Source organism: Streptomyces sp. CC53 (genome assembly GCF_001865245.1).
In the GTDB taxonomy this organism is placed as follows: Bacteria; Actinomycetota; Actinomycetes; order Streptomycetales; family Streptomycetaceae; genus Streptomyces.
In genome coordinates this window covers 21603-47014 of sequence record NZ_MKXB01000174.1, presented here as the reverse complement: position 1 = coordinate 47014, position 25412 = coordinate 21603, and the positions used below count along the sequence as shown (strand labels likewise).

Sequence of the window (25412 nt, the reverse complement as noted above, 5' to 3'; positions counted from 1 at the left end):
CGGAGCATGCGCGTGTACCTCGGCTCGGACCATGCCGGCTACGAACTGAAGAACCACCTCGTCGAGTGGCTGAAGGCGCACGGGCACGAGCCCGTCGACTGCGGCCCCCACATCTACGACGCCCAGGACGACTACCCGCCGTTCTGCCTGCGCGCCGCCGAGCGGACGGCCGCGGACCCGGACGCCCTCGGCGTCGTGATCGGCGGCTCCGGCAACGGCGAGCAGATCGCCGCGAACAAGGTGAAGGGCGTCCGTGCCGCCCTGGCGTGGAGCGTGCAGACCGCCGCCCTCGGCCGTGAGCACAACAACGCCAACGTCGTCGCCGTCGGCGCCCGCATGCACACGCAGGACGAGGCCACCACGTTCGTCGAGGTCTTCCTCTCCACCCCGTACAGCGGCGACGAGCGCCACACCCGCCGCATCGACATGCTCGCCGCGTACGAGACGGAGGGCACCCTGCCCCCGATCCCGGCGCACCACCCGCAGCAGGACTGAGGCCCGTGCCCGAAGGGCATACGATCCACCGGCTGGCCGCCGACTACCGCACCCGGTTCGGCGGCCGCCGCGTCCGCGTCACCAGCCCCCAGGGCAAGTTCTCCGACGCCGCCGCCCTCCTCGACGACACCGTCCTGGAGCGCACCGAGGCGCACGGCAAGCACCTGTTCCTCGGCTTCGGTACGGGTGAGTGGGTGCACGTCCACCTCGGCCTGTTCGGCAAGGTGGCCTTCGGCGCCGCCCCCGCGCCCCCACCCGCCGACACGGTGCGGCTGCGCCTCGCCGACCCCGGGTCGTACGCCGATCTGCGCGGCCCCGCGGTCTGCGCGCTCGTCACCGAGCCCGAGAAGCAGGCGGTCCACGACCGGCTCGGCCCCGACCCGCTGCGCGCCGACGACGCCGGGGAGGAGGGCGCGGCCCGAGCCTGGCGCAGGATCTCCCGCTCCCGCACCACCATCGCCGCCCTCCTCATGGACCAGAAGGCCGTCGCTGGCGTCGGCAACGTCTACCGCGCGGAGGTCCTCTTCCGGCACGGCATCGACCCGTACCGCGCGGGCCGGGACCTGACGCCGGAGCAGTGGACCGCGATCTGGGCCGACCTGGTCGCCCTGATGCGCGAGGGTGTCCGCCTCAACCGCATCGACACGGTTCGCCCCGAGCACACCCCCGAGGCGATGGGTCGCGCACCGCGGGTGGACGACCACGGCGGCGAGGTGTACGTCTACCGTCGGGCCCGTCAGGCCTGCCACATCTGCGGCGGCGAGATCCGCACCGCCGATCTCGCCGCCCGCAACCTCTTCTGGTGCCCCGCCTGCCAGTCCGGCTGACCGACCGTCAGAAACCGTGCGGCAGCCACGGGGCCACCGCCGAGCCGAACGCCACCGACGCCTCCGCCAGCGCGCCCTCCCGCAGCTCCCGCACCCGCCCGGCCGCCGCGAGCGACACGAGCGGCACCCCGCCCAGGTAGGCGGCGCCGAGCTCCCGTACCGACAGGGCGAGGTCCGCCGGGTCGTTGGTCCCCACGCACCGCGCGCCCTTGGTGTCGCCGGTCAGACGCCAGCGCCCCGTGTTCCAGGGGCAGAAGTCGTCCACCACGTCCAGTACCAGGTCCACCGGCGCCTGGTACGTCCGCGCCTCCAGCGCCCCGCCCACGTCCACCAGCCGCACGAACATCCCGTCCCGGTGCGCCACCTGGCACCGCCGGACGTCCGACACCAGGTGCTGCCAGGCGTCGTCCACGGGCCGGTTGTGCATCCGCACCGACGAGACCAGGTCCATCTCGCACAGGTAGCGCATCAGGGCGGCGTACGAAGTGGGGTCGAGCGCCTCCAGGTGCTCCAACACCACCGCACCCCGGGCGCCCGCAGCGTCGAAGTCCGGACGCACCCGGTACAGCGCGAACCCCGCCACCTCACCGTCCCGCTCCGCGAGCACGCACGTCAGCGCCGACGCCCCGGCCCGCTCGGACGGCGGGTCCAGCAGCGACAGCCGCTCCCAGCCCGGCCGGCGCTCCAGCATGCCCGGACGGCCCGGCACCAGCCGCGCGTACACCGCCTCGCACGCCCCGGACGCCTCCGCCGGGGACGCCAGCCGCAGCCGTACGCCATCCGTCCCCTCGGGTACGGACAACCGCACCCGGCTCGTATCGATCTCCGCCCGCATCCGCAGCGCACCCAGACCGTAACCGAACCGCCCGTAAATGTCCGGTTCCGATGCCGTCAGCAGTGCCAGCGGCTCACCCAGGGCACGCACGTCGTCCAACTGCCGCCGCATCATCGAGGTGAGGATCCCCCGCCGCCGGTGCGTCGGCGCCACGCTCACCATCGTCACCCCGGCTGCCGGCACCACGGCACCGCCCGGCACGGCCACCCGGAACGAGAACGCCCCCGCCGTCCCCACGCACAGGTCGCCGTCCCAGGCGCCCACCGACCGCGCCGGCTCGGTCAGCGCCTGCCACAGCTCCTGTTCCTCGGGAGCCTCCGCGACCCCGCCGAAGGCGAGCTCCAACTGCCCATACCAGGCACCCCACTCGGACGCGCGCAATACCCGCAACTCGGTAGTCATATGCCATGCGTACCAGCCGCCGCCGCGACCGGGCGAACCGTTTTCGCACACCTGCACACGGGGGTCGCCTGCACGTGGCCCCGCCGGGTGGATAGGGTCACGTCCCGATGGCCCGTAGCGCACGACGAGTGGACACCTACCTGGCCCGGTACCGCAAGGCGGTCCACCGGGCCCGCGTCGGCCTGCGCAAATCCGCCGTCGACTACTTCCGGGGCGACGGCTCCGACTGGATCGCGCTGGCCGCCCTCTTCCTGACGATCCCGGCGCTGATGCTCGCGACGCTGGCCGCCCCGGTCTGGTTCGCGCCCGAGGCACTCGTCCTGCCCATCGTGGCCGGCGGCCTGCTGCTGCGGCCCGCAAGCCTCCTCGGCCTGTACGCGGCAGCCGCGGGCGCCCTCATCATCGAGTCCGCGGTGCTCGGCCCGTACACCGAGGGCTTCGCCCGCGTCACCCCGGGCACGGTCCTCGTGGTCGCCGCCTGCGGCCTCTTCGGGCTGCTGATAGCGCAGTTCCGCGCCCGCGTCGGCGTGCCCTGGCGGCGCGGCGGCACCATGCTCTTCGACCTGCGCGAACGCATCCGCGCCCAGAGCGCCCTGCCTCCGCTCCCCAAGGGCTGGCACCGCGAGATGGCCCTGCGGCCCGCGGGCGGCCAGTCCTTCTCCGGCGACTTCGTCGTGGCCGCCCGCACCCACGGGGGCCGCACCCTGGAGGTCGTCCTCACCGACGTGTCCGGCAAGGGCATGGACGCAGGGTCCCGCGCCCTCCTCCTGTCCGGCGCGTTCGGCGGCCTCCTCGGCTCCCTGCCGCCGCACGACTTCCTGCCCGCCGCCAACGGCTACCTGCTCCGCCAGGACTGGGACGAGGGCTTCGCGACCTCCGTCCACCTGGTGCTGGACCTGGACTCCGGCGACTACGAACTCCTCTCCGCGGGCCACCTGCCCGCCCTCCAGCTCCACGCGGGCAGCGGCCGCTGGGAGGAGATGGCCGCGGAGGGCCCCCTCCTCGGCGTGTACGACGGGGCCGAGTTCCACCCGGTGAAGGGCACACTGCGCCCCGGCGACGTCCTCATGCTGTTCACGGACGGCCTCGTCGAGGCCGCCGACCGGGACATCGCCGAGGGCGTCGACCGTCTCACCGGCGAAGCCGACCGCTACGTCACCGCCGGCTTCCAGGGCGCGGCGTGGCACCTGATCGAGGCGTGCGCCAAGGACGTCAACGACGACCGGGCCCTCCTGCTGATCTCCCGCACCGCCTGACCCGCCCGCCTCTCCCCACCGCACCTGCGGGCGGCACCGCACCGCCCCCGGCGTACAGTCGCCGCATGCCGCAGCCGCACCTCACGCCCGACCAGGTCGAAGCCCTGGCCCGCCGCGCCCACGACGGCCAGACCGACAAGGCAGGACGCCCCTACGCCGAGCACCTCCAGGCCGTCGCGGACGGCGTCCGCGCCCGAGGCGGCAGCGACGAGCAGATCACCGCCGCCTGGCTGCACGACGCCGTCGAGGACGGCGCCCTGTCGCCCCGGTGGCTCGCCGACGCCCCGCTGGCCCCGCAGGTCAAGGACATGGTCCTCGCGCTGACCAAGCGGCCGGGTGAGGACCCCGCCGACTACGCCGCCCGCATCCTGGCCGTGCCGGGGGCGCTCCTCGTCAAGGAGGCCGACCTCGCCCACAACGCCGACCCGGACCGCCTCGCCGTCCTGGACGAGGCGGTCCGGACCCGGCTGACCGCGAAGTACGCGCGCATGCGGAAGCTGCTGGGCCTCACCGCCGGCTGACGGCGGCGGGCGCGGCAGCCGCACCCGGGGACCGTCCGGCGCCGGCGGGCCCCGCGGGCCGCGGAGCGGGAACGGCCGGGGGCGGCGCCGGCCGGAACGCCCACGCGAGGCGCGGCTCCGTCACACAGCGCAGCGTCGGCCGCACCGGCCCGGTGCACAGCAGCGTCACCACCGCGGCGGCGGCCGCCGTCAGGGCGATCCGCCCCGCGGGTGACGCCAGCACCGGGTACGCCTCCACCGCGCCCCCGTACTCCAGCGCCTTCAGGGGGAAGCCGTGCAGCAGGTAGCCGCAGACACTGCCCGCCCCCAGCGCCGTGCACCACAGCCGGCGCTCCGGCACCCACGCGAGGAACGCCGCCGTGAGCACCAGCGCACAGCCCCCGAGGGCCAGGGTCATGACCGGCCCCGACCACCACGGCGCGTCGAGTTCCCGCGCGGCCGAGGTGCGGAAGAACCAGCCGAGCCTCAGCCGCGGCGCCACCGCGTAGGCCACGGCCACCGCGCCCAGCACCACCGGCACGGCCGCCGCCCTGACGACGGGCCGCCGCAGCAGCAGGACGTGCTCCTCCCGCAGCACCAGGCCGAGCACGAAGAACGGCAGGAACTGCAGCACCCGCTGGAGGTCCAGGTCGGCGCCGATGCCGGGCGCGCACGAGGCGGCGGCCGCGACGGCCACCGCGACCGGCAGCGGGTGGCGCAGCGCCCGCCACAGCGGCACGGTCAGCCGCCAGACGAACAGCGCGGCGAGGAACCACGTGAGGTAGAAGGGGTCGGTGAGCGACAGGGGGTGCTCCGGCTCGCCTCCGGCCCAGCGGCGCAGCAGCGAGTACGCTGCCTCGAACACCGCGTACGGGACGAGGACCCCGCTCACGAGGCGTCTCATCTGATCCGGCCGCCCGGCGAAGCTCCGCGAGAAGTACCCGGAGATGATCACGAACGCCGGCATGTGGAAGGTGTAGACGACCATGTAGAGCGCCCGTGTGGTACGGCTGCCGTCCATGACGGGCTCCCACGCGTGCGCCACGGCGACCAGCACGATCGCCAGGTATTTCGCGTTGTCGAAGAAGGCGTTCCGCTGCTTCTGCTTTTCGTGGGATGGGTGGGGCATTCGCCGCACACTAACCACGCCCGCGGCTCCGGGGAATTCCGGTGATCCGCCCCGAACCGCTCCACGTGAAGTCCGGAATGTTGCGATATCGCCGCATCAAAAGCCGCATGTCGTCGACACGCTCCGTGGGGCGGTGGCCACGGCGGGGCGGCCCTGCGAATGTTTCGTGAGCGTCCCGCAGTCGCCCTGAAACGAAGGGGACGCATTCCTGCGAGAAACCTCCCGAGGTCCGGCGCCCGCTTCGGTGCGCCGCTGTTCCACCCGGCGCCGCGGCCGGCCGCCGGCTTGCGGGTGCGCCGCCGGCGAGGTGTCACGGGGCAGCGCGGACGGGCAGGTTGATGGCACGATGGACGCCGAGCGGGGGGTGCCGGGCCGTGTGCCCCCGGTGTCCGCAAGGACCGACCGAGGGGTGAGCGTCGTGGTCATTTCGCTGTCCGTGGTGGTGCTGTTGGCGATCGTCCTGGTGATGATGATCCGCAGCGGTTCCATCAAGACCGGGCCGGCGTTCGTCGCCGCGCTCCTCGGATTCTTCCTCGCGTCCTCCGGACTCGGGCCGACGATCAACAACGTCCTGAGCGAGATAACGGCCTCGATCAGCAAGATCAGCTTCTGAGGCATGCGGGCTCGCCGGGTGGCACCCGCCTCCGGCGGGCCCCGAAAGGCGTGCCCGGCGGGCGTGGAGGCCGACCGTGTGCCGTGTGCCGAAGAGCCCGAGTCGCCACGCTGGGGGCCCTCGCTTCTCCGGCCCGACCGGGCGCCCCCGGGCGGCCCGCTAGCGCTTCTGGGCCCTGTACCTCTTGAGAAGCGCGGTGATCCTCGCGGGATCACGGGCTCCGTTCAGCTCCGCCGGCAGATCGTCCGGGCAGAGTGCGTACCGGTCGCCCCACCAACGCCTGCCCTCGCCGTCCCAGATGCGGTACCCGCCCGGTACCCCCTGGCCACGTACCGCCTCCTGCTCACGGCGATGCACCCCCTCTGACACGACTCGGCGCGCCGACCGTGTCCCGCGATCGGCGGAGCGACCTCGGGCCGGAGCGCCACGAGGGGGCAGACAGCAGCAGTCCGGGCACCCGGCCGGCCGAACCCGCCCGGCAGCGGCAGTCCGTCCGGGCGGCCACGCGGCGGGCCGGGTCACGGGACACGGCCGGGAACGCGCCGGGGCCGGGTCGGAGGATCACCCTCCGACCCGGCCCCGGGCTGTGCAGAGCGGGCGACGGGAATCGAACCCGCGTAGCTAGTTTGGAAGACTAGGGCTCTACCATTGAGCTACGCCCGCAAGCGGCACCCCACCTGTCACCCGACGGCGACCGGTGCGGCACGAACAGCATCGTAGCGGGTCCCACCCGCTGGTCGCACACTCCTTGAAGGGCCGACGCAGCGCCCGCGGCCATGTACCCTACGTGTCGCACCAGACGGGGTGTGGCGCAGCTTGGTAGCGCGTCCGCTTTGGGAGCGGAAGGCCGTGGGTTCAAATCCCGCCACCCCGACCACACAGGGCGCCCCGGCGCCGCCACGGCCCTCCGGGCCCGGCCCCGCGCCGCCCGCGTACGGACCTCGCACCGTCCGGCGGCCCGTTCCCGCAAGCCCGGGCCGGGCCGGCCCGCCGCGCCTCGCGCGCGCCCGCGAGGGACGCCGTCCCTGGTGCTCCCGCCGACCAAGGTCGCGTTGTGGGGCGCGTACTCCTTGCGGTTACTATGCAAGCTGCGTGCCCGTGTGTCTCATGACCGGGCCGTTCCCGATGGGGCCGCCCAACCACCGCGCCCCAGCTGAAAGCCAGAATCAGCCACCAAGGAGACCGAACCGTGAAGAGCGCCGTGGAGACCCTGAACCCGACCCGGGTTCGGCTCACTGTCGAGGTGCCCTTCGAGGAGCTCAAGGACAGCCTCGACGCGGCGTACAAGAAGATCAACCAGCAGGTCACGGTCAAGGGCTTCCGCAAGGGCAAGGTCCCCGCGCGCGTCATCGACCAGCGCTTCGGCCGCGGTGCAGTGCTGGAGGAGGCCGTCAACGACGCCCTGCCGAAGTTCTACACCGAGGCGGTCAACGAGGCCGAGGTCAACCCGCTGGGTCAGCCCGAGGTCGACATCACCGAGCTGAAGGACGGCGAGGTCCTCGCCTTCACCGCCGAGGTGGACATCCGCCCGGCCATCGAGATCCCGGACTACTCCGGCATCGACATCACCGTCGACGCCGTCGAGGTCACCGACGAGGACGTCGAGAAGTCCGTGGAGCAGCTGCGCGAGCGCTTCGCCTCCACCTCCCCGGTCGAGCGCGCCGCCGCCGAGGGCGACGTCGTGACCCTCGACCTGGAGGCCAAGGTCGACGGCGAGGTCCTGCCGGACGGCGTCGCGAACGGCGTGCAGTACACGATCGGCTCCGGCGAGCTCCTCGACGGCATCGACGAGGCCGTGACCGGCCTGGAGGCCGGTGGCGAGGCCACCTTCACCTCCACCCTCAAGGGCGGCTCCGCCGAGGGCAAGGAGGCCGAGGTCTCCGTCAAGGTCACCCAGGTCGCCGCCCGCGAGCTCCCCGAGCTGGACGACGAGTTCGCCCAGATGGCCAGCGAGTTCGACACGCTCGACGAGCTGAAGGCCGACAGCCGCAAGCGCCTCGAGAACATGAAGCAGTACGACCAGGCCACCCAGGCCCAGGAGCGCGTCCTGGACGAGCTGCTGAAGCTGACCGAGGTCCCGATCCCCGAGAAGCTGCTCGAGGACGAGGTCAACACCCGCAAGCACAACCTGGAGCACCACCAGCTCGGCCAGATGGGCCTCACGCTGGACAAGTACCTGGAGCTCCAGGGCAAGACCGCCGAGGAGTTCGACGACGAGACCCGCGAGGCGGCGGTCAAGGGCATCAAGACCCAGTTCATCCTGGACGAGCTGGTCTCCACGGAGAAGGTCAACGTCAACCAGGAGGAGCTCACCGAGCACCTCATGCGCCGTGCCGCCTCCTCCGGCATGAGCCCCGACCAGTTCGCCCAGGCCGTCGTCCAGGGCAACCAGGTCCCGATGCTCGTCGGCGAGGTCGCCCGCGGCAAGGCCCTGGCCCTGGTCGTCGAGGCCGCCAAGGTCGTCGACACCAACGGTGAGCCGGTCGTCCTCGACGACGAGGACGACGAGGAGGCCGCCGAGGCGTCCGCCGACGCCGAGGACAAGGCCGAGGGGAAGAACGAGGCCTGAGCCTCGCACTGACCTCGCACCGGCGGGCCCGGTGCCCCCATACGGCTCCGGCGCGCCCCCTGCCCGCGCCACGGCCCGGGCCAACTACCTTGCGCTCCCAGCGAACAGCTCGGGAAGCGGGATGGCGGCCGCCCACCTGCGCGTTAGGGTCCATGAATACGAGGGCAGGGGAGTACCCGCCCCCAGTACGCGACACGCTGAGACGGCCGTCAGCCGTCAAGAGACGAGCAGGTGGATACGTGACGAATCTGATGCCTTACGCCGCCGGTGAGCCGTCCATCGGTGGTGGCCTCGGCGACCATGTGTACAACCGGCTGCTCGGCGAGCGCATCATCTTCCTCGGCCAGCAGGTGGACGATGACATCGCCAACAAGATCACCGCGCAGATGCTGCTCCTTGCCGCCGACCCGGACAAGGACATCTACCTGTACATCAACAGCCCCGGCGGCTCGGTGACGGCCGGCATGGCGATCTACGACACCATGCAGTACATCCCGAACGACGTCGTGACGATCGGCATGGGCATGGCGGCGTCCATGGGCCAGTTCCTGCTCACCGGCGGCACCGCCGGCAAGCGCTTCGCCCTGCCGAACACCGACATCCTCATGCACCAGGGCTCCGCCGGCATCGGCGGCACCGCCTCCGACATCAAGATCCAGGCCGAGTACCTGCTCCGCACGAAGAAGCGGATGGCCGAGATCACCGCGCGCCACTCCGGCCAGTCCATGGAGACGATCATCCGCGACGGCGACCGCGACCGCTGGTTCACCGCGGAGGAGGCCAAGGACTACGGCCTCATCGACGAGATCATCTCCGCCGCCTCGGGCGTCCCGGGCGGTGGCGGCACCGGCGCCTGAGCCGGCCGACACCGAAAGACACGCCCCGCCCCAGCCAGCAGAACGCCCCCAGGCGAAGCCACCAGGATGGTGAACACCCCATGAGCAACTTCTCCGCGAGCGGCCTCTACACCGGCCCGCAGGTGGACAACCGGTACGTCGTCCCCCGCTTCGTCGAGCGCACCTCCCAGGGCGTGCGCGAGTACGACCCGTACGCGAAGCTCTTCGAGGAGCGCGTGATCTTCCTCGGTGTGCAGATCGACGACGCCTCCGCCAACGACGTCATGGCGCAGCTGCTGTGCCTGGAGTCCATGGACCCCGACCGGGACATCTCGATCTACATCAACAGCCCCGGCGGCTCGATGACGGCCCTCACGGCCATCTACGACACCATGCAGTTCGTGAAGCCGGACATCCAGACGGTCTGCATGGGCCAGGCCGCGTCCGCCGCCGCCGTGCTGCTGGCCGCCGGCACGCCCGGCAAGCGGATGGCGCTGCCGAACGCCCGTGTGCTCATCCACCAGCCCTCCGGTGGCACCGGCCGCGAGCAGCTCTCCGACCTGGAGATCGCGGCCAACGAGATCCTGCGCATGCGCACGCAGATCGAGGAGATGCTGGCGAAGCACTCCAACCAGCCCATCGAGAAGATCCGCGACGACATCGAGCGCGACAAGATCCTCACGGCCGAGGACGCCCTGGCGTACGGCCTGGTCGACCAGATCGTCACCACCCGCAAGAGCACGGCAGCCGCTGCGGCCTGACACTCGACCTTCCCTTGGCGCGGCGCACCGTCGCGGCGGCGGAGACCGCCCGTCGATGTGAACCGCGCCAAGGGGGGCCCGAACAGGGGGCCCGGCAAGGTACCGTCGGATATGAGGCACCAGGAGTCGGCTGCGGACAAGCCGCTCCCAGGCGAAGGGGAAGCACCTCGTGGCACGCATCGGTGATGGCGGCGACCTGCTCAAGTGCTCGTTCTGCGGCAAGAGCCAGAAGCAGGTGAAGAAGCTCATCGCGGGCCCCGGTGTGTACATCTGCGACGAGTGCATCGACCTCTGCAACGAGATCATCGAGGAGGAGCTCGCGGAGACGAGCGAGGTGCGGTGGGAGGAACTCCCCAAGCCCCGCGAGATCTACGAGTTCCTGGAGGGCTACGTCGTCGGCCAGGAGCCGGCGAAGAAGGCCCTCTCGGTCGCGGTGTACAACCACTACAAGCGGGTCCAGGCCGGCGAGAACGGCGGCGCGCAGGGCCGGGACGACGCGATCGAACTCGCCAAGTCCAACATCCTGTTGCTGGGCCCCACGGGCTCGGGCAAGACCCTCCTGGCGCAGACCCTGGCCCGGATGCTCAACGTCCCCTTCGCCATCGCCGACGCGACGGCGCTGACCGAGGCCGGCTACGTCGGCGAGGACGTCGAGAACATCCTTCTGAAGCTCATCCAGGCCGCGGACTACGACGTCAAGAAGGCCGAGACGGGCATCATCTACATCGACGAGATCGACAAGGTCGCCCGGAAGAGCGAGAACCCGTCGATCACCCGTGACGTGTCGGGTGAGGGCGTCCAGCAGGCCCTGCTGAAGATCCTCGAAGGCACCACGGCGTCGGTCCCGCCCCAGGGCGGACGCAAGCACCCGCACCAGGAGTTCATCCAGATCGACACGACGAACGTCCTGTTCATCGTGGGCGGTGCCTTCGCCGGACTGGAGAAGATCATCGAGTCCCGGGCCGGCGCCAAGGGCATCGGCTTCGGCGCCACGATCCGCTCCAAGCGGGAGATCGAGGCCCGCGACCAGTTCCAGGAGGTCATGCCGGAAGACCTGGTGAAGTTCGGGATGATCCCCGAGTTCATCGGCCGTCTCCCCGTCATCACCTCGGTCCACAACCTCGACCGCGAGGCCCTGCTGAAGATCCTCGTCGAGCCCCGCAACGCCCTGGTGAAGCAGTACCAGCGGCTCTTCGAACTCGACGGTGTGGAGCTGGACTTCGACCGCCCGGCGCTGGAGGCCATCGCCGACCAGGCGATCCTGCGCGGCACCGGCGCCCGCGGACTGCGCGCCATCATGGAAGAGGTCCTGATGTCCGTGATGTACGAGGTGCCGTCCCGCAAGGACGTGGCCCGCGTCGTCATCACCGAGGACGTCGTCCACAACAACGTCAACCCCACCCTCGTGCCCCGCGTGGTCAAGGACCAGGGCCCGGGCCGCCACGAGAAGTCGGCCTGACCCGACGTCACCGACAGGGGCGCCCGTCCGGTTGCCGAACCGGACGGGCGCCCCTGTCGTGCGCGTGGTTCACGCCTTGACGCGTACCTCCTGGCGCAGACCGGCGGCCAGCTCGGCCGCCGCCTCCTTGCCGACGCCCTGCGTCTGGTTCGGGATCACCCAGGCGAAGGTGCTGTGGTCGGACCACGCGCAGATCCAGCTGCTCTGCTGCTGCTTCGTGATCGCGTTCTCGCCCGTCGCGGCCTGGCACTTCATGATCCCGTTGAAGTCGTCCGGGGAGACCTCTTCCGGAGAGCCGACGAGCGCGAAGTCCTCGTTCTCGCCCTCCTCCTTCGACTTCTCGTTGATCTCGGCGAAGAAGCCGTCCAGGGTCTTCTCCGGGTCCGCGATGGTTCCGTGGACGCCCATGACGACGAGCGACTTGGCGGCCAGCAGCTCCGGTGACGCGGCGGGGTTGTCCGGGTCGATCTTCGTCGGGTCGATCTTCGTCGGGTCCAGCGTCGAGTACGTCCCCCGCACGGACTTGGCACCCTGCACACCGTGCTTGGCGGCGTCCGCCTCCAGCTTGCCGTCGCTCTCGTTCTCCGGCGAGCGCCGGTCGTACTCCCCGAGGACCTTCTGCGGCATCGCCAGCTTGTGCGGGCCGTCGTCCTCCAGCCCGCCGCCCAGTCCGGGGCCGAACACGAACCACGCGCCGACCGCCACCGCGGCCACGGCGGCGGTGACCCCGAGGATCAGGCCCGTCTTCTTCTTCGGTGCCTGCGGGGCCGGCGCGCCCGGGTGGCCGCCCGGCGCGCCGCCGTACGGGTTCGGCTGCGGCGGCTGTCCGTACGGCGGCTGCGGCGGCTGCGCGTACGGGTTCGGCTGGCCCGGAGGCTGCTGCGGGTAGCCGTAACCGGGCTGCGGCTGCTGCTGCGGGTAGCCGTAGCCGGGCGGCGGCGCCTGCGGCGGCGGACCGTACGGGCCCGGCTGTCCGCCCTGGGGCCCCGGCGGGCCGTACGGCCCGGGCTGCTGGGGCTGCCCGCCGTACGGGCCCGGCTGCTGGTAGCTCATCGAGAAGTTCCCCCTCCATAGGGTGGTGCGCTGCCCACATAGTGGCCGAAGGAGCGATCCCCGGGGACGACAGGGGCCGCACCCTCACCGAACATTCCCGTTTCAGTACGTGCCTGTGACACCCCTAAACTGGGCCCGTGACCGAGAACACTCAGCAGCAGCCAGCATCCGTCCCCGAACTGCCGACCCAGTACGCGCCGGCCGAGGTAGAGGGGCCGCTGTACGAGCGCTGGGTAGAGCGCGGTTACTTCACGGCCGACGCCACCGGTTCCAAGCCCGCCTACACCATCGTCATCCCGCCGCCGAACGTCACCGGCAGCCTCCACCTGGGCCACGCCTTCCAGCACACCCTCATGGACGCCCTGACCCGCCGCAAGCGGATGCAGGGCTACGAGGCGCTGTGGCTGCCCGGCATGGACCACGCCGGCATCGCCACCCAGAACAAGGTCGAGCAGCAGCTCGCCGAGGAGGGCAAGTCCCGCCACGACCTGGGCCGCGACGAGTTCGTCCGCCGCGTGTGGCAGTGGAAGGAGGAGTACGGCGGCAGGATCCTCGGCCAGATGCGCCGCCTCGGCGACGGCGTCGACTGGTCCCGTGAGCGCTTCACCATGGACGAGGGCCTGTCCCGTGCCGTCCAGACCATCTTCAAGCGGCTCTACGACGACCAGCTGATCTACCGCGCCGAGCGCATCATCAACTGGTGTCCCCGCTGCCTCACCGCCATCTCCGACATCGAGGTGGAGTACCAGGAGGACGACGGCGAGCTCGTCTCCATCCGGTACGGCGAGGGCGAGGACTCACTGGTCGTCGCCACCACGCGCGCCGAGACGATGCTCGGCGACACGGCCGTCGCCGTCCACCCCGACGACGAGCGCTACCGGCACCTGGTCGGCAAGCAGATCAAGCTGCCGCTGACGGACCGTACGATCCCGGTCGTCGCGGACACGCACGTCGACCCGGAGTTCGGCACCGGCGCCGTCAAGGTGACCCCGGCGCACGACCCGAACGACTTCGCCATCGGCCAGCGCCACGACCTCGAATCCCTGACGATCATGGACGAGCGGGGTGTCCTCACCGTCCACGGCCCCTTCCAGGGGCTCGACCGGTTCGAGGCCCGCGACGCCGTCGTCACCGCGCTGCGCTCGCAGGGCCGGATCGTCGCCGAGAAGCGCCCGTACGTCCACTCCGTGGGCCACTGCTCCCGCTGCGGGACCACCATCGAGCCGCGCCTGTCCCTCCAGTGGTGGGTCAAGGTCGAACCGCTCGCGAAGGCGGCGGGCGACGCCGTCCGCGACGGCCGCGTCGCCATCCACCCCGAGGACCTGTCGAAGCGCTACTTCGACTGGGTGGACAACATGCACGACTGGTGCATCTCGCGCCAGCTCTGGTGGGGCCACCGCATCCCCGTCTGGTACGGCCCGAACGGCGAAGTCGTCTGCGTCGGCCCCGACGAGCAGCCGCCCACGGGAGAGGGCTGGCGCCAGGAGACGGACGTCCTCGACACGTGGTTCTCCTCCGGCCTGTGGCCGTTCTCCACCCTCGGCTGGCCCGAGCAGACCCCGGACCTGGAGAAGTTCTACTCCACCGACGTCCTGCTCACCGGCCACGACATCATCTTCTTCTGGGTCGCCCGGATGATGATGTTCGGCCTGTACGCCATGGACGGCGAGGTCCCGTTCAAGACGATCGCGCTGACCGGGCTGGTCCGCGACGAGCGCGGCAAGAAGATGTCGAAGTCCTTCGGCAACGTCGTCGACCCGCTCGACTGGATGGACAAGTACGGCTCCGACGCCCTGCGCTTCACCCTGGCCCGCGGCGCCAACCCGGGCACCGACGTGCCGATCGGCGAGGACTGGGTCCAGGCGTCCCGGAACTTCGCCAACAAGATCTGGAACGCCACCCGCTTCGCGCTGATGAACGGCGCGACGGTCGAGGGCCCCCTGCCGGACGCGTCCCGCATGTCGGCGGCCGACCGGTGGATCCTGTCCCGCCTCAACGCGACGGTCGCGGAGGTCGACGCGTACTACGAGGACTTCCAGTTCTCCAAGCTCAGCGAGACCCTCTACCACTTCGCTTGGGACGAGGTCTTCGACTGGTACGTCGAGCTGTCCAAGACGACCTTCTTCGCGGGCGGCGAGCAGGCCCGGGTGTCCGCCCGGGTGCTCGGCGAGGTCCTCGACGTGATGCTGCGCCTGCTGCACCCGGTCGTCCCGTTCGTCACCGACACCCTGTGGACCACCCTGACCGGCGGGGAGTCCCTGGTCGTCGCCGACTGGCCGGCCGCCGTGCGCGTCCCCGGCGCGGACACCGCGGGCGGTTTCCGCGACGAGGCCGCCGAGCAGGAGATCGAGCTCGTCCAGCGGGTCGTCACCGAGGTCCGCCGCTTCCGCTCCGACCAGGGACTCCAGCCCGGCCAGAAGGTCCCGGCCCGCCTCGACCTGGACGGCACCGCCCTGGCCCCGCACGAGCCGGCCATCCGCCAGCTGCTGCGCCTCCAGCCGGAGGGCGAGGGCTTCCACGCCACCGCGTCCCTGCCGGTCGCCGGTGCCACGGTCGCCCTCGACCTGTCGGGCACGATCGACGTGGAGGCGGAGCGCAAGCGCCTCACGAAGGACCTCGCGGCGGCCGAGAAGGAGAAGGCGCAGGCCGAGGCCAAGCTCGGCAACGACGCGTTCCTCGCCAAGGCCCCGGACCACGTCGTCGACAAGATCCGCACCCGACTGGCCGCCGCGGAAGCGGACATCGCCCGCATCGGCAACCAGCTCGCGACCCTGCCGCAGAGCTGACCCGACGCCAGCCGCACGGGCCCCGGAACCGCACGGTTCCGGGGCCCGCGCCGTCCCCCGCCCCGGGGCGGCGCGGGCTGCTGTCGGTGCCGCTCCGTAGACTGGGCGCGTGAGCGAGCAGCCCCCGACCAGCGACCACAGCGACCTGCCGGACGACGGCGACCACGGCGACGGCTTCGACGAGATCGTCGAGGCCGAGACCTCCAGCGACCCCGACCTCGCGGTCATCGAGGCCGGCAGCCGCACCCTGCGTGCCCAGGCCGGCCCGCCGCAGGGCGACCCCGTGCCGACGCGACCCGCCGACCCCGCGGTGGACCAGGCACTGCGGGAGGTCGAGGCGGAGCTCGCCACCCGGTGGGGCGAGACCAAGCTGGAGCCCTCCGTCACCCGCATCTCCGCCCTCATGGACGTGCTGGGCGAACCGCAGCGCACGTACCCGTCGATCCACATCACCGGCACCAACGGCAAGACCTCCACGGCCCGCATGATCGAGGCCCTCCTCGGCGCCTTCGAACTGCGCACCGGCCGCTACACCTCGCCGCACGTGCAGACCATCACCGAGCGCATCAGCCTCGACGGCGCTCCCATCAGCGCCGAGAAGTTCATCGAGACCTACCACGACGTCAAGCCGTACGTGGAGATGGTCGACGCGGCCCAGGAGTACCGGCTGTCGTTCTTCGAGGTGCTCACCGGCATGGCCTACGCGGCCTTCGCCGACGCGCCGGTGGACGCCGCCGTGGTCGAGGTCGGCATGGGCGGGAGCTGGGACGCGACCAACGTCATCGACGGCGTCGTCTCCGTGATCACACCCATCTCCCTGGACCACACGGACCGGCTCGGCTCCACGCCCGCCGAGATCGCGGAGGAGAAGGGCGGCGTCATCAAGGAGCGCGCCACCGTCATCCTGGCGCAGCAGCCGGTCGACGCGGCGCAGGTCCTGCTGAAGAAGGCCGTGGACGCCGACGCCACCGTGGCCCGCGAGGGCATGGAGTTCGGCGTCGTGTCCCGCGAGGTCGCCGTCGGCGGGCAGCTGCTCACCCTGCGCGGCCTGGGCGGGGAGTACGACCAGGTGTTCCTGCCCCTGTACGGGGCGCACCAGGCGCACAACGCGGCGGTGGCGCTCGCGGCCGTGGAGGCGTTCTTCGGCATCGGCGCGCAGCAGGCGCGGCTGCTGGACGTGGACACCGTCCGGCGGGCCTTCGCGTCGGTCGCGTCGCCCGGCCGGCTGGAGGTCGTCCGGCGCAGCCCCACCGTGGTGCTGGACGCCGCGCACAACCCGGCGGGCGCGCAGGCGGCGGCCGAGGGCGTGCAGGAGGCGTTCGGCTTCTCCCGGCTCATCGGGGTGGTCGGCGCGAGCGGCGACAAGGACGTGCGCGGTCTGCTGGAGGCGTTCGAACCGATCTTCGCGGAGATCGTCGTCACCGCGAACTCGACGCACCGCGCGATGGACCCCGACGCGCTGGCCGCCGTCGCCGTGGAGGTCTTCGGCGAGGAGCGGGTCGTGGTCGAGCCGCGGCTCGACGAGGCCCTGGACGCGGCGATCACCCTCGCGGAGGAAGAGGGCGAGTACGCCGGCGCGGGCGTCCTGGTGACCGGCTCGGTGATCACGGTCGGCGAGGCCCGGCTGCTGCTGCGTGGAAAGGGCTGAGGTTCTCCTATGCGTACGCTCTGCTCGTCGACCCTGATCGGTGAGTTCTTCGTGATCGGCTTCGCCGGGCTGGTCGCGATGAAGGACGACGCACTGTCCATGACCGCGGTGTGGACGGTGTGCGGTGTCGCCATGCTGCTGTCGGTGCTGCTGTGCGGCATGGTCACCCGGCCGGGCGGCGTGCAGCTGGGCTGGGCGCTCCAGATCGCCCTGATCGCCAGCGGCTTCGTCGTCCCGATGATGTTCTTCCTGGGCGCGGTCTTCGCGGGCCTGTGGTGGGCGTCGGTCCACTACGGCCGCAAGGTCGACGAGGCGAAGGCACGGTGGGCGGCCCAGGCCGACGCGGACGCCCCGGCGGCCTGACCGTCGTCTGACCTGTCGGTCCTGCGGCTCTCCGGGGGAGGGGACCTCCTACCGGGCGGTCCTGCGCGTGAGGGGCCCTGCGGTGCGGCGGTCCTGCGCGTGGGGGAGCCTGCGACCTGGCGGTCCTCCGGCCGGCGGGCGCCCCGCCCCGGGGTGCCCGCCGGCCTGCTTTCCCGCCGCCGCGGGAGGCCGTGTGCCGGGTGCGCGAGGTGCTTGTCCGGGGTGGGTGCCCGGCCCGCCGTCACACCCTGTAACCTCTGCCGGAACCGCACATCATTCGGCCTGCAAGGAGCCGCACACATGACCCAGCGCACTCTCGTCCTCCTCAAGCCGGACGCCGTCCGTCGCGGGCTGATCGGCGAGATCATCGGCCGTATCGAGCGCAAGGCCGGCTGGAGCATCACCGCGCTGGACATGCGCAGCCTGGACCAGGACACGCTGGAGCAGCACTACGGCGAGCACAAGGGCAAGCCCTTCTACGAGCCGCTCGTCGCGTTCATGGCCTCCGGCCCCGTCGTGGCGCTCGTCGTCGAGGGCGAGCGCGTCATCGAGGGCGTCCGCCGGCTCGCCGGGCCGACCGACCCGATCGCCGCCGCGCCCGGATCCATCCGTGGCGACTACGGCACGATCGTCCGGGAGAACCTGATCCACGCCTCGGACTCGGAGGAGTCCGCCATTCGGGAACTGAAGATTTTCTTCCCCGCCATTTCCTGACCTGGTGTCAGCCATACAGCGCTGTTGACCTGGGGCGACCGAAGGAATTTCGGTCGCCCCAGGACATATGGCGGCGGTGTCCGGGAACGCATCCGTCCGACACCTCGTCACCTATACAGAGGCGGACCACCGCGCCGTGTTCGCGTCAGCGGCACTACGATGGAATCCTCCGCTCCACACGATCCAGCGCGCCGTCCTGAGAAGCCGTCAACGCTCTATTGGGAAGGCCCGGCGCTCCTCATGGGAAACAAGGGGAACTCAATGTCGTTCATCGGCCGTGACATGGCTGTCGACCTCGGGACCGCCAACACGCTGGTGTACGTCAGGGGTCGCGGCATCGTCCTCAACGAGCCGTCGGTCGTCGCCATCAACACGAACACTGGTGGCATCCTGGCGGTCGGCGCCGAAGCGAAGAAGATGATCGGCCGGACCCCCGGCAACATCGTGGCCGTCCGGCCGCTGAAGGACGGGGTGATCGCGGACTTCGAGATCACCGAGCGGATGCTCCGCTACTTCATCCTGAAGATCCACAAGCGTCGCTACCTCGCCCGCCCCCGGGTCGTCGTGTGCGTGCCCTCCGGCATCACCGGTGTGGAGCGCCGCGCGGTGATCGAGGCCTCCACCCAGGCCGGTGCCCGTCAGGTGCACATCATCGAGGAGCCCATGGCCGCGGCGATCGGCTCCGGCCTGCCCGTCCACGAGGCCACCGGCAACATGGTCGTGGACATCGGTGGCGGCACCACCGAGGTCGCCGTGATCTCGCTGGGAGGAATCGTCACGGCACAGTCCATCCGCGTCGCGGGCGACGAACTGGACAACGCGATCATCCAGCACATCAAGAAGGAGTACAGCCTCCTCCTGGGTGAGCGCACCGCCGAGCAGATCAAGATCACCATCGGTTCGGCCTTCGACCTCGGGGAGGACGAGCACACCGAGATCCGCGGCCGCGACCTGGTCTCCGGCCTGCCCAAGACCGTCGTCATCTCCGCCGCCGAGGTCCGCAAGGCCATCGAGGAGCCGGTCAACTCGATCGTCGACGCCGTGAAGACCACCCTCGACAAGTGCCCGCCCGAGCTGTCCGGCGACGTCATGGACCGCGGGATCGTCCTCACCGGCGGCGGCGCGCTGCTGCGCGGCCTCGACGAACGGCTCCGCCGCGAGACCGGAATGCCGATCCACATCGCCGAGGAACCCCTCGACTCGGTGGCGCTCGGTTCCGGAAAGTGCGTCGAGGAGTTCGAGGCACTGCAGCAGGTCCTCGACTCCCAGCCCCGCAGATAGCGCGTACGCGATCAGCCGTACGGGTGCTGCCATGCCCGTACGGCTGATCGTTGGTATAACGGCACCACGATTCCGGCACACACATTCCTACGAGGAAGGCACGGCCGCCCCACGTGAGGGACACGAAAGAGAGCCGGCTGCTTCTGGCGCTGCTGGTGGCCATCGCGTTCGCACTGATCACGGTGGACATCCGGGGCGGTGAGCAGTCACCGGTCGACGGAGCCCGGCGGGTCGCCGCCACGGTCTTCGGCCCGGTCGAGAACGGTGTCGCGTCCGCCGTCGACCCGATCGGCAACGCCATCGCGGCCGTCCGGGACTCCGACGAGCGCCACGGCCGGATCGCCCGGCTGGAGAAGGAGAACGCCGAGCTGAAGGCCAGGCTCGGCAGCGACGACCGCAACCGCAACCGCGTGCGGGAACTCGACGAGCTGCTCAAGCGTGCGGGCGCCGGCCAGTACGGCATCAAGGCCGCCGAGGTCATCGGGATAGGAGCAGCGCAGGGCTTCTCCTGGACCGTCACCATCGACGCAGGCAGCAACGACGGCATCAAGCGCGACATGACCGTCATCAACGGCGACGGCCTCGTCGGCCGGGTCACCACCGTCGGGCCGACGACCGCCACCGTGCTCCTCGCCAACGACCCCGACTTCACCGTCGGCACCCGCATAGAGCGCACCAACGAGCTCGGCTTCGCCACCGGCCAGGGCTCCCGCCCGCTGTCCGTGCAGCTCCTCAACGGCAAGGCCAAGGTCAAGCCAGGGGACCGCCTCGTCACCTTCGGCTCCCAGGCGGACCGCCCCTTCGTACCCGGTGTGCCGGTCGGCGAGGTCATCCGCGTCGACCCGTCCAGCGGAGAGCTGACCCGCCGCCTCTTCGTCCGCCCGTACGCGGCGTTCAGCCGGCTCGACATCGTCGGCGTCGTCGTGCAGGCACCCCGCACCGACCCCCGCGACACGGTGCTGCCCGCCAAGCCGAAGCCCGCGCCCACCGTCACCGTCACGGTCACCCCCAGCCCCCAGGACCCCGGTGACCAGCCACAGGGCGAACCGGACGAGCAGCCGCTCGCCGTCGAACCCGGCGCGACACCCCGGCCCGACGGCCAGGACCAGGACCAGGAGTAGAGACGATGCGCTTCAACCGGATCCTGCTCTCCACCACCCTCGTCGTCGTCGCCCTCGTCCTCCAGGTCTCCGTCCTCGCCCGGCTCCACCTGCCCGGCGCCGTCCCCGACCTGGTCCTCCTCACCGTCCTCGGCCTCGCCTTCGTGTACGGCCACGTCAGCGGCGCCCTCATCGGCTTCGGCGCCGGCCTCCTCGCCGACCTCGCCCCGCCCGCCGACCACGCCGCCGGCCGCTACGCCCTCGTGCTGTGCGTCATCGGCTACGTCGCCGGCCTCACCAAGCCCGACAACGGCCAGGTCCGCTCCGCCACCGGGCCCATGGTCATGGTGGTCGCCGCCGCCATCGGCTCCACCCTGCTGTACGCCGGGGTCGGCGCCCTCGTCGGCGACACCGGCGCACGCCACGTCGGCCTGGCCTCGCTCATCCTCACCGCCGTGATCTACGACCTGCTGCTCGCACCGTTCACCGTGCCGCTGGTCATGGCGCTGGCCCGGCGCGCCGACAGCGACCCGGTCGCCGAGTCCACCGGCACCGCCGGCGACGTGTCCACCGGCTGGGCCACCGGCGGCACCGGCCTGACCATCGGCAGCCAGCGCGGCAGTCTCCGCGGCGGCCTGCGCACCCGCGCCGCCCGCAGCCGCGCCGCCCGCGCCGCCCGCATCAAGGGGGTCAAGCGCCTGTGACCCCGCGCCGCACCAGCGCCGGAAGCACACGCCGCAGCCCAGGGGAGGGAGCGACCCCATGAGCAACATCCCGGAGACCGGCCGCACCCCGCGGGTGCAGATCCGGCTCATCGTCATCCAGGTCCTCGTCTTCTCCCTCCTCCTCACCCTCCTCGGCCGCCTCTGGTACCTCCAGATCCGCAACGGCGACGAGTACACCGACGAGGCCCGCAGCAACCACGTCCAGCAGGTCGTCCAGCCCGCCGTCCGCGGCTCCATCCTCGACGCCCGCGGCGTGCCCCTCGCCGACAACGAGACCCGCCTCGTCGTCTCCGCGTCCCGCACCGAGCTCATGCGGATGAAGGACCGCGGCAAGGCCGTCCTCACCCGCCTCGCGGCCGTCCTCGGCATGACCCCCAAGGAGGTCATGGACCGCGTCAGACTCTGCGACGCGAAGACCCCCCAGCCCTGCTGGAACGGCTCCCCCTACCAGCCGATCCCCATCACCGACGAGGCCACCACCCAGCAGGCCCTGCAGATCCGGGAACGCGCCGAGGACTTCCCCGGCATCACCGCGGAACCCACCGCCGTACGCCGCTACCCCGCCCCCGGCAAGGCCCGCACGGCGCAGGTCCTCGGCTACCTCTCACCCGTCACCGACGAGGAGATCGAGAAGGCCAAGGACACCGACTCGCCGTTCCTCCGCTCCGACCAGGTGGGACGCTCCGGACTCGAACGCACCTACGACAAGTACCTGCGCGGCAAGGCAGGCGTCACCCGCTACGAGGTCGACAACCTCGGCCGGGTCCTCGGCGAGGCCGAGAACAGCCCCGCCGTGCCCGGCGCGACCGTCGTCACCAGCATCGACGCCCGCGTCCAGGCCGTCGCCGAGTACGAGCTCGCCACCGCCATGAAGAACGTCCGCAAGGAGACCGACCGGGTCACCGGCCGCCCCTACAAGGCCGACGCGGGCGCCGTCGTCGTCATGGAGTCCAAGACCGGCCGCATCGTCGCGATGGCCTCCCAGCCCGACTACGACCCCAACGCCTGGGTCGGCGGCATCTCCGCCAAGGAGTACGCCGCCCTCACCGGCAAGGACTCCAACTTCCCCCTCCTCAACCGCGCCATCCAGGGCCAGGCACCCAGCGGCTCCGTCTTCAAGGTCGTCTCGGCCAGCGCCGCCGTGCGGGCCGGCCACGACTTCAACGACCGCTACAACTGCAGTGCCTCCTACAGCCTCGGCAGCCGCAGCTTCGCCAACTTCGAGTCCAAGGGCCACGGCCCCATCACCCTCGGCGAAGCCCTCAAGTACTCCTGCAACACCGTCTTCTACCGCCTCGGCCACCAGGAGTGGTCCAAGGACGGCGGCCTCAAGCCGAAGAAGGACGCCAAGGACTGGTTCTACCGCACCGCCCACGACTTCGGCTTCGGCTCCGAGACCGGCATCGACCTGCCCAACGAGGTCACCGGCCGCATCCCCGACCGCCAGTGGAAGCAGCGGTTCTGGGAGGCCAACAAGGACTCCTGGTGCAAGCAGGGCAAGAAGGGCGGCAGCTACGTCGAGCAGATCGCCTACGAGAACTGCCTCGAAGGCAACCAGCTCAAGGCGTTCGACAGCATCAACTTCGCCATCGGCCAGGGCGACGTCCTCATCACCCCCATCCAGCTCGCCACCGCCTACGCCGCCATCAGCAACGGCGGCACCCTCTACGAACCCACCGTCGGCAAGGCCGTGATCAGCCCCGACGGCAAGAAGGTCGAAATGATCACCCCCAAGGCCCGCGGCCGGCTCCCCGTCGACGCCGAGACCATCCGCGACCTCGACAAGGGCCTGCAGTCGGTCGTCGAACCCGGCGGCACCGCCTCCTGGCGCTTCACCCAGGTCGGCTGGCCCCAGGACAAGATCCCGCTGCGCGCCAAGACGGGCACCGCCCAGGTCTACGGCAAGCAGACCACCTCCTGGTTCGCCACCTACACCGACGACTTCACCATCGTCATGACCATCTCCCAGGGCGGCACCGGCTCCGGCGCCTCCGGACCCGCCGTGCGCAACATCTACGACGCCCTCTACGGCCTCGACGACGCCGGCAACCAGGACCTCAAGCGGGCCCTGCTCCCCACCCCCCAGAAGACCCTGCCGAAGATCCAGCCCGACGGCTCCATCGACGCCCCGGCCATCAAGCCGTACGACCCGAAGTCCCAGATCCCCGAAGGGGAAGGCGGCGTCACCGACGGCGGACAACCGGGCCTCGCGGGCCCGCCGGTGTGGAGGGACTGAACGAGCGCGATGCCCGCACAGAAGAACTCCTTCTCCGTCTCCCGCTACACCCCCGAACCCGGCGGCGTGTGGGCCAGGCTCACCGCCCGCGACTCCCTGGTCCGCCGGCTCGACTGGCCCCTGCTGTTCTCCGCACTCGCCCTGTCCCTCATCGGGTCGCTGCTCGTGTGGTCCGCCACCCGCAACCGCACCGCACTCACCCAGGGCGACCCCTACTCCTTCTTCTTCAAGCACCTCCTCAACACCGGCATCGGCCTCGCCCTGATGGTCGCCACGATCTGGCTCGGCCACCGCACCCTGCGCGGCGCCGTCCCGCTCCTCTACGGCATCTCCGTCGTGCTCGTGCTGCTGGTGCTCACCCCCCTCGGCGCCACCATCAACGGCGCCCACGCCTGGATCGTCCTCGGCGGCGGCTTCTCCCTCCAGCCGTCCGAGTTCACCAAGGTCACCATCATCCTCGGCATGGCCGTGCTCCTCGCGGCCCGCGTCGACGCCGGCGACCAGCTCCACCCCGACCACCGCACCGTCGCCAAGTCCCTCGTGCTGGCCGCCGTCCCCATGGCCATCGTCATGCTGATGCCGGACCTCGGCTCCGTCATGGTCATGGTCGTCATCGTCCTCGGCGTGCTCCTCACCTCCGGAGCCTCCAACCGCTGGGTCCTCGGACTCATCACCACCGGCGTCGTCGGCGCCGTCCTCGTCGCCGTCCTCGGCCTCCTCGACGAGTACCAGATCAACCGCTTCGCCGCCTTCGCCAACCCCGAACTCGACCCCGCAGGCGTCGGCTACAACACCAACCAGGCCCGCATCGCCGTCGGCTCCGGCGGCCTCTACGGCGCCGGCCTCTTCAACGGCCACCAGACCACCGGCCAGTTCGTCCCCGAACAGCAGACCGACTTCATCTTCACCGTCGCCGGCGCGGAACTCGGCTTCGTCGGCGCCGGCGGCATCATCCTGCTGCTCGGCGTCGTCCTCTGGAGGGCCTGCCGCATCGCCCGCGAGACCACCGAGCTCTACGGCACCGTCGTCGCCGGCGGCATCATCGCCTGGTTCGCCTTCCAGTCCTTCGAGAACATCGGCATGACCCTCGGCATCATGCCCGTCGCCGGCCTCCCCCTGCCCTTCGTCTCCTACGGCGGCTCCTCCATGTTCGCCGTGTGGGTCGCGGTCGGCCTCCTCCAGTCCATCCGGGTCCAGCGACCCATAACGGCATGACCCATAACGGTACAAGCCGCCCGCGTACTAGATTCGATGCATGGCGGACACCCGAGCTGACGCGCAGCGAACCCACGCGACGCGCGAGATCGAGCGGAAGTACGAAGCCACCACCGACACCCGCATCCCCGACCTCACCGAGGTCCGCGGCGTCGCCCGCGTCGTCCACGCCGGCACCGCCGACCTCGACGCCGACTACTACGACACCCCCGACCTGCGCCTCGCCGCCCACACCCTCACCCTGCGCCGCCGCACCGGCGGCACGGACGAGGGCTGGCACCTGAAACTCCCCGTCGCCCCCGGCGTGCGCGACGAGATCCGCGCCCCCCTCGCCGACGACGTACCGCCCGCCCTGGCCGCCCTCGTCCGCGCCAGGACCCGCGGCCGCCCCCTCCGGCCCGCCGTACGGATCCGCTCCTCCCGCGACCTCCACCACCTCCTCGACACCGACGGCACCCTCCTCGCCGAACTCAGCACCGACACCGTCCACGCGGAACGCCTCACCGGCGACGGCGCCACCGCCGACTGGACCGAGATCGAAGTCGAACTCGCCGACGGAGCCGACACCGCCCTCCTCGACGCCGTCGACAAGCACCTCCGCAAAGCCGG

22 protein-coding genes and 2 tRNA genes are annotated in these 25412 nt (G+C 71.2%); 20 read left to right on the top strand and 4 right to left on the bottom strand.

Annotated elements, in window-relative coordinates:
- The first annotated feature begins 6 nt into the window (after nt 1-6).
- Nucleotides 7-495 (top strand): ribose-5-phosphate isomerase, encoded by a 489-nt coding sequence (locus BJP40_RS21865; protein WP_071265521.1) that lies wholly within the window; start codon nt 7-9, stop codon nt 493-495.
- 5 nt (nt 496-500) lie between these two features.
- Entirely contained in the window at nt 501-1322 is an 822-nt protein-coding gene (locus tag BJP40_RS21860; protein WP_071281779.1) for an Fpg/Nei family DNA glycosylase, read from the top strand.
- A 7-nt stretch (nt 1323-1329) separates the two neighbouring features.
- Here the strand turns inward: BJP40_RS21860 and BJP40_RS21855 are convergent, their stop codons facing one another.
- Nucleotides 1330-2559 (bottom strand): GNAT family N-acetyltransferase, encoded by a 1230-nt coding sequence (locus BJP40_RS21855; RefSeq protein WP_071281778.1) that lies wholly within the window; start codon nt 2557-2559, stop codon nt 1330-1332.
- A gap of 107 nt (nt 2560-2666) precedes the next feature.
- Between BJP40_RS21855 and BJP40_RS21850 the strand changes: the two genes are divergently transcribed.
- Nucleotides 2667-3815, top strand: a complete 1149-nt coding sequence (locus BJP40_RS21850; RefSeq protein WP_071265515.1) for a PP2C family protein-serine/threonine phosphatase — start codon at nt 2667-2669, stop codon at nt 3813-3815.
- A gap of 65 nt (nt 3816-3880) precedes the next feature.
- Nucleotides 3881-4336, top strand: coding sequence for an HD domain-containing protein (locus BJP40_RS21845; protein WP_071281777.1), 456 nt, complete (start codon nt 3881-3883; stop codon nt 4334-4336).
- Here the strand turns inward: BJP40_RS21845 and BJP40_RS21840 are convergent.
- Nucleotides 4323-5444 carry an acyltransferase family protein gene (locus BJP40_RS21840; protein WP_071281776.1) on the bottom strand — a complete coding sequence of 374 codons (1122 nt, stop codon included), beginning with the start codon at nt 5442-5444 and terminating at the stop codon, nt 4323-4325. The genes BJP40_RS21845 and BJP40_RS21840 overlap by 14 nt on opposite strands.
- 418 nt (nt 5445-5862) lie before the next feature.
- Here BJP40_RS21840 and BJP40_RS21835 point away from each other — a divergent pair, with 418 nt between their 5' ends.
- On the top strand, nt 5863-6057 hold the full coding sequence (locus tag BJP40_RS21835; protein WP_071281785.1) for a hypothetical protein: 195 nt from the start codon (nt 5863-5865) through the stop codon (nt 6055-6057).
- Between the two features lie 592 nt (nt 6058-6649).
- On the opposite strand, the gene BJP40_RS21830 is transcribed toward BJP40_RS21835, so the two are convergent.
- Nucleotides 6650-6720, bottom strand: a tRNA-Gly gene (locus tag BJP40_RS21830).
- A 137-nt stretch (nt 6721-6857) separates the two neighbouring features.
- Between BJP40_RS21830 and BJP40_RS21825 the strand changes: the two genes are divergently transcribed.
- The 5 genes from BJP40_RS21825 to clpX all read left to right on the top strand — a co-directional run bounded on the left by BJP40_RS21825 (nt 6858) and on the right by clpX (nt 11682).
- Nucleotides 6858-6934, top strand: a tRNA-Pro gene (locus BJP40_RS21825).
- 312 nt (nt 6935-7246) lie between these two features.
- Nucleotides 7247-8626, top strand: a complete 1380-nt coding sequence (gene tig, locus BJP40_RS21820) for a trigger factor (protein WP_071281775.1) — start codon at nt 7247-7249, stop codon at nt 8624-8626.
- A gap of 251 nt (nt 8627-8877) precedes the next feature.
- Nucleotides 8878-9483 (top strand): ATP-dependent Clp protease proteolytic subunit, encoded by a 606-nt coding sequence (locus tag BJP40_RS21815; protein ID WP_071265509.1) that lies wholly within the window; start codon nt 8878-8880, stop codon nt 9481-9483.
- 80 nt (nt 9484-9563) lie between these two features.
- Nucleotides 9564-10223, top strand: a complete 660-nt coding sequence (locus BJP40_RS21810; RefSeq protein WP_071265507.1) for an ATP-dependent Clp protease proteolytic subunit — start codon at nt 9564-9566, stop codon at nt 10221-10223.
- A gap of 169 nt (nt 10224-10392) precedes the next feature.
- Nucleotides 10393-11682 carry an ATP-dependent Clp protease ATP-binding subunit ClpX gene (gene clpX / locus BJP40_RS21805; protein WP_071265505.1) on the top strand — a complete coding sequence of 430 codons (1290 nt, stop codon included), beginning with the start codon at nt 10393-10395 and terminating at the stop codon, nt 11680-11682.
- 69 nt (nt 11683-11751) lie between these two features.
- Here the strand turns inward: clpX and BJP40_RS21800 are convergent, their stop codons facing one another.
- Nucleotides 11752-12735 (bottom strand): hypothetical protein, encoded by a 984-nt coding sequence (locus BJP40_RS21800; protein WP_071281774.1) that lies wholly within the window; start codon nt 12733-12735, stop codon nt 11752-11754.
- 137 nt (nt 12736-12872) lie between these two features.
- Here BJP40_RS21800 and BJP40_RS21795 point away from each other — a divergent pair, with 137 nt between their 5' ends.
- The 10 genes from BJP40_RS21795 to BJP40_RS21750 form a co-directional block, all read left to right on the top strand.
- Nucleotides 12873-15521, top strand: a complete 2649-nt coding sequence (locus BJP40_RS21795) for a valine--tRNA ligase (RefSeq protein ID WP_071281773.1) — start codon at nt 12873-12875, stop codon at nt 15519-15521.
- 109 nt (nt 15522-15630) lie between these two features.
- Nucleotides 15631-17169 carry a folylpolyglutamate synthase/dihydrofolate synthase family protein gene (locus BJP40_RS21790; RefSeq protein WP_071281772.1) on the top strand — a complete coding sequence of 513 codons (1539 nt, stop codon included), beginning with the start codon at nt 15631-15633 and terminating at the stop codon, nt 17167-17169.
- 9 nt (nt 17170-17178) lie between these two features.
- Nucleotides 17179-17532, top strand: coding sequence for a DUF4233 domain-containing protein (locus tag BJP40_RS21785; RefSeq protein WP_071281771.1), 354 nt, complete (start codon nt 17179-17181; stop codon nt 17530-17532).
- 300 nt (nt 17533-17832) lie between these two features.
- Nucleotides 17833-18246 carry a nucleoside-diphosphate kinase gene (ndk, locus tag BJP40_RS21780; protein WP_071281770.1) on the top strand — a complete coding sequence of 138 codons (414 nt, stop codon included), beginning with the start codon at nt 17833-17835 and terminating at the stop codon, nt 18244-18246.
- Between the two features lie 261 nt (nt 18247-18507).
- Complete coding sequence (locus BJP40_RS21775; RefSeq protein ID WP_071264566.1) at nt 18508-19527, top strand: rod shape-determining protein; 1020 nt, start codon at nt 18508-18510, stop codon at nt 19525-19527.
- Nucleotides 19528-19640: 113 nt separating this feature from the next.
- Nucleotides 19641-20648 (top strand): rod shape-determining protein MreC, encoded by a 1008-nt coding sequence (gene mreC, locus BJP40_RS21770; protein ID WP_071281769.1) that lies wholly within the window; start codon nt 19641-19643, stop codon nt 20646-20648.
- A gap of 5 nt (nt 20649-20653) precedes the next feature.
- Nucleotides 20654-21331 carry a rod shape-determining protein MreD gene (mreD, locus tag BJP40_RS21765; protein WP_071281768.1) on the top strand — a complete coding sequence of 226 codons (678 nt, stop codon included), beginning with the start codon at nt 20654-20656 and terminating at the stop codon, nt 21329-21331.
- A 58-nt stretch (nt 21332-21389) separates the two neighbouring features.
- Nucleotides 21390-23588: a penicillin-binding protein 2 gene (mrdA, locus tag BJP40_RS21760; RefSeq protein ID WP_071281767.1), complete on the top strand. Its 2199-nt coding sequence runs from the start codon at nt 21390-21392 to the stop codon at nt 23586-23588.
- 9 nt (nt 23589-23597) lie between these two features.
- Nucleotides 23598-24803: a rod shape-determining protein RodA gene (gene rodA, locus BJP40_RS21755; RefSeq protein ID WP_071281766.1), complete on the top strand. Its 1206-nt coding sequence runs from the start codon at nt 23598-23600 to the stop codon at nt 24801-24803.
- 40 nt (nt 24804-24843) lie between these two features.
- Nucleotides 24844-25412: CYTH domain-containing protein (locus BJP40_RS21750; RefSeq protein WP_143065983.1), on the top strand; the 569-nt coding region annotated here is incomplete at its 3' end.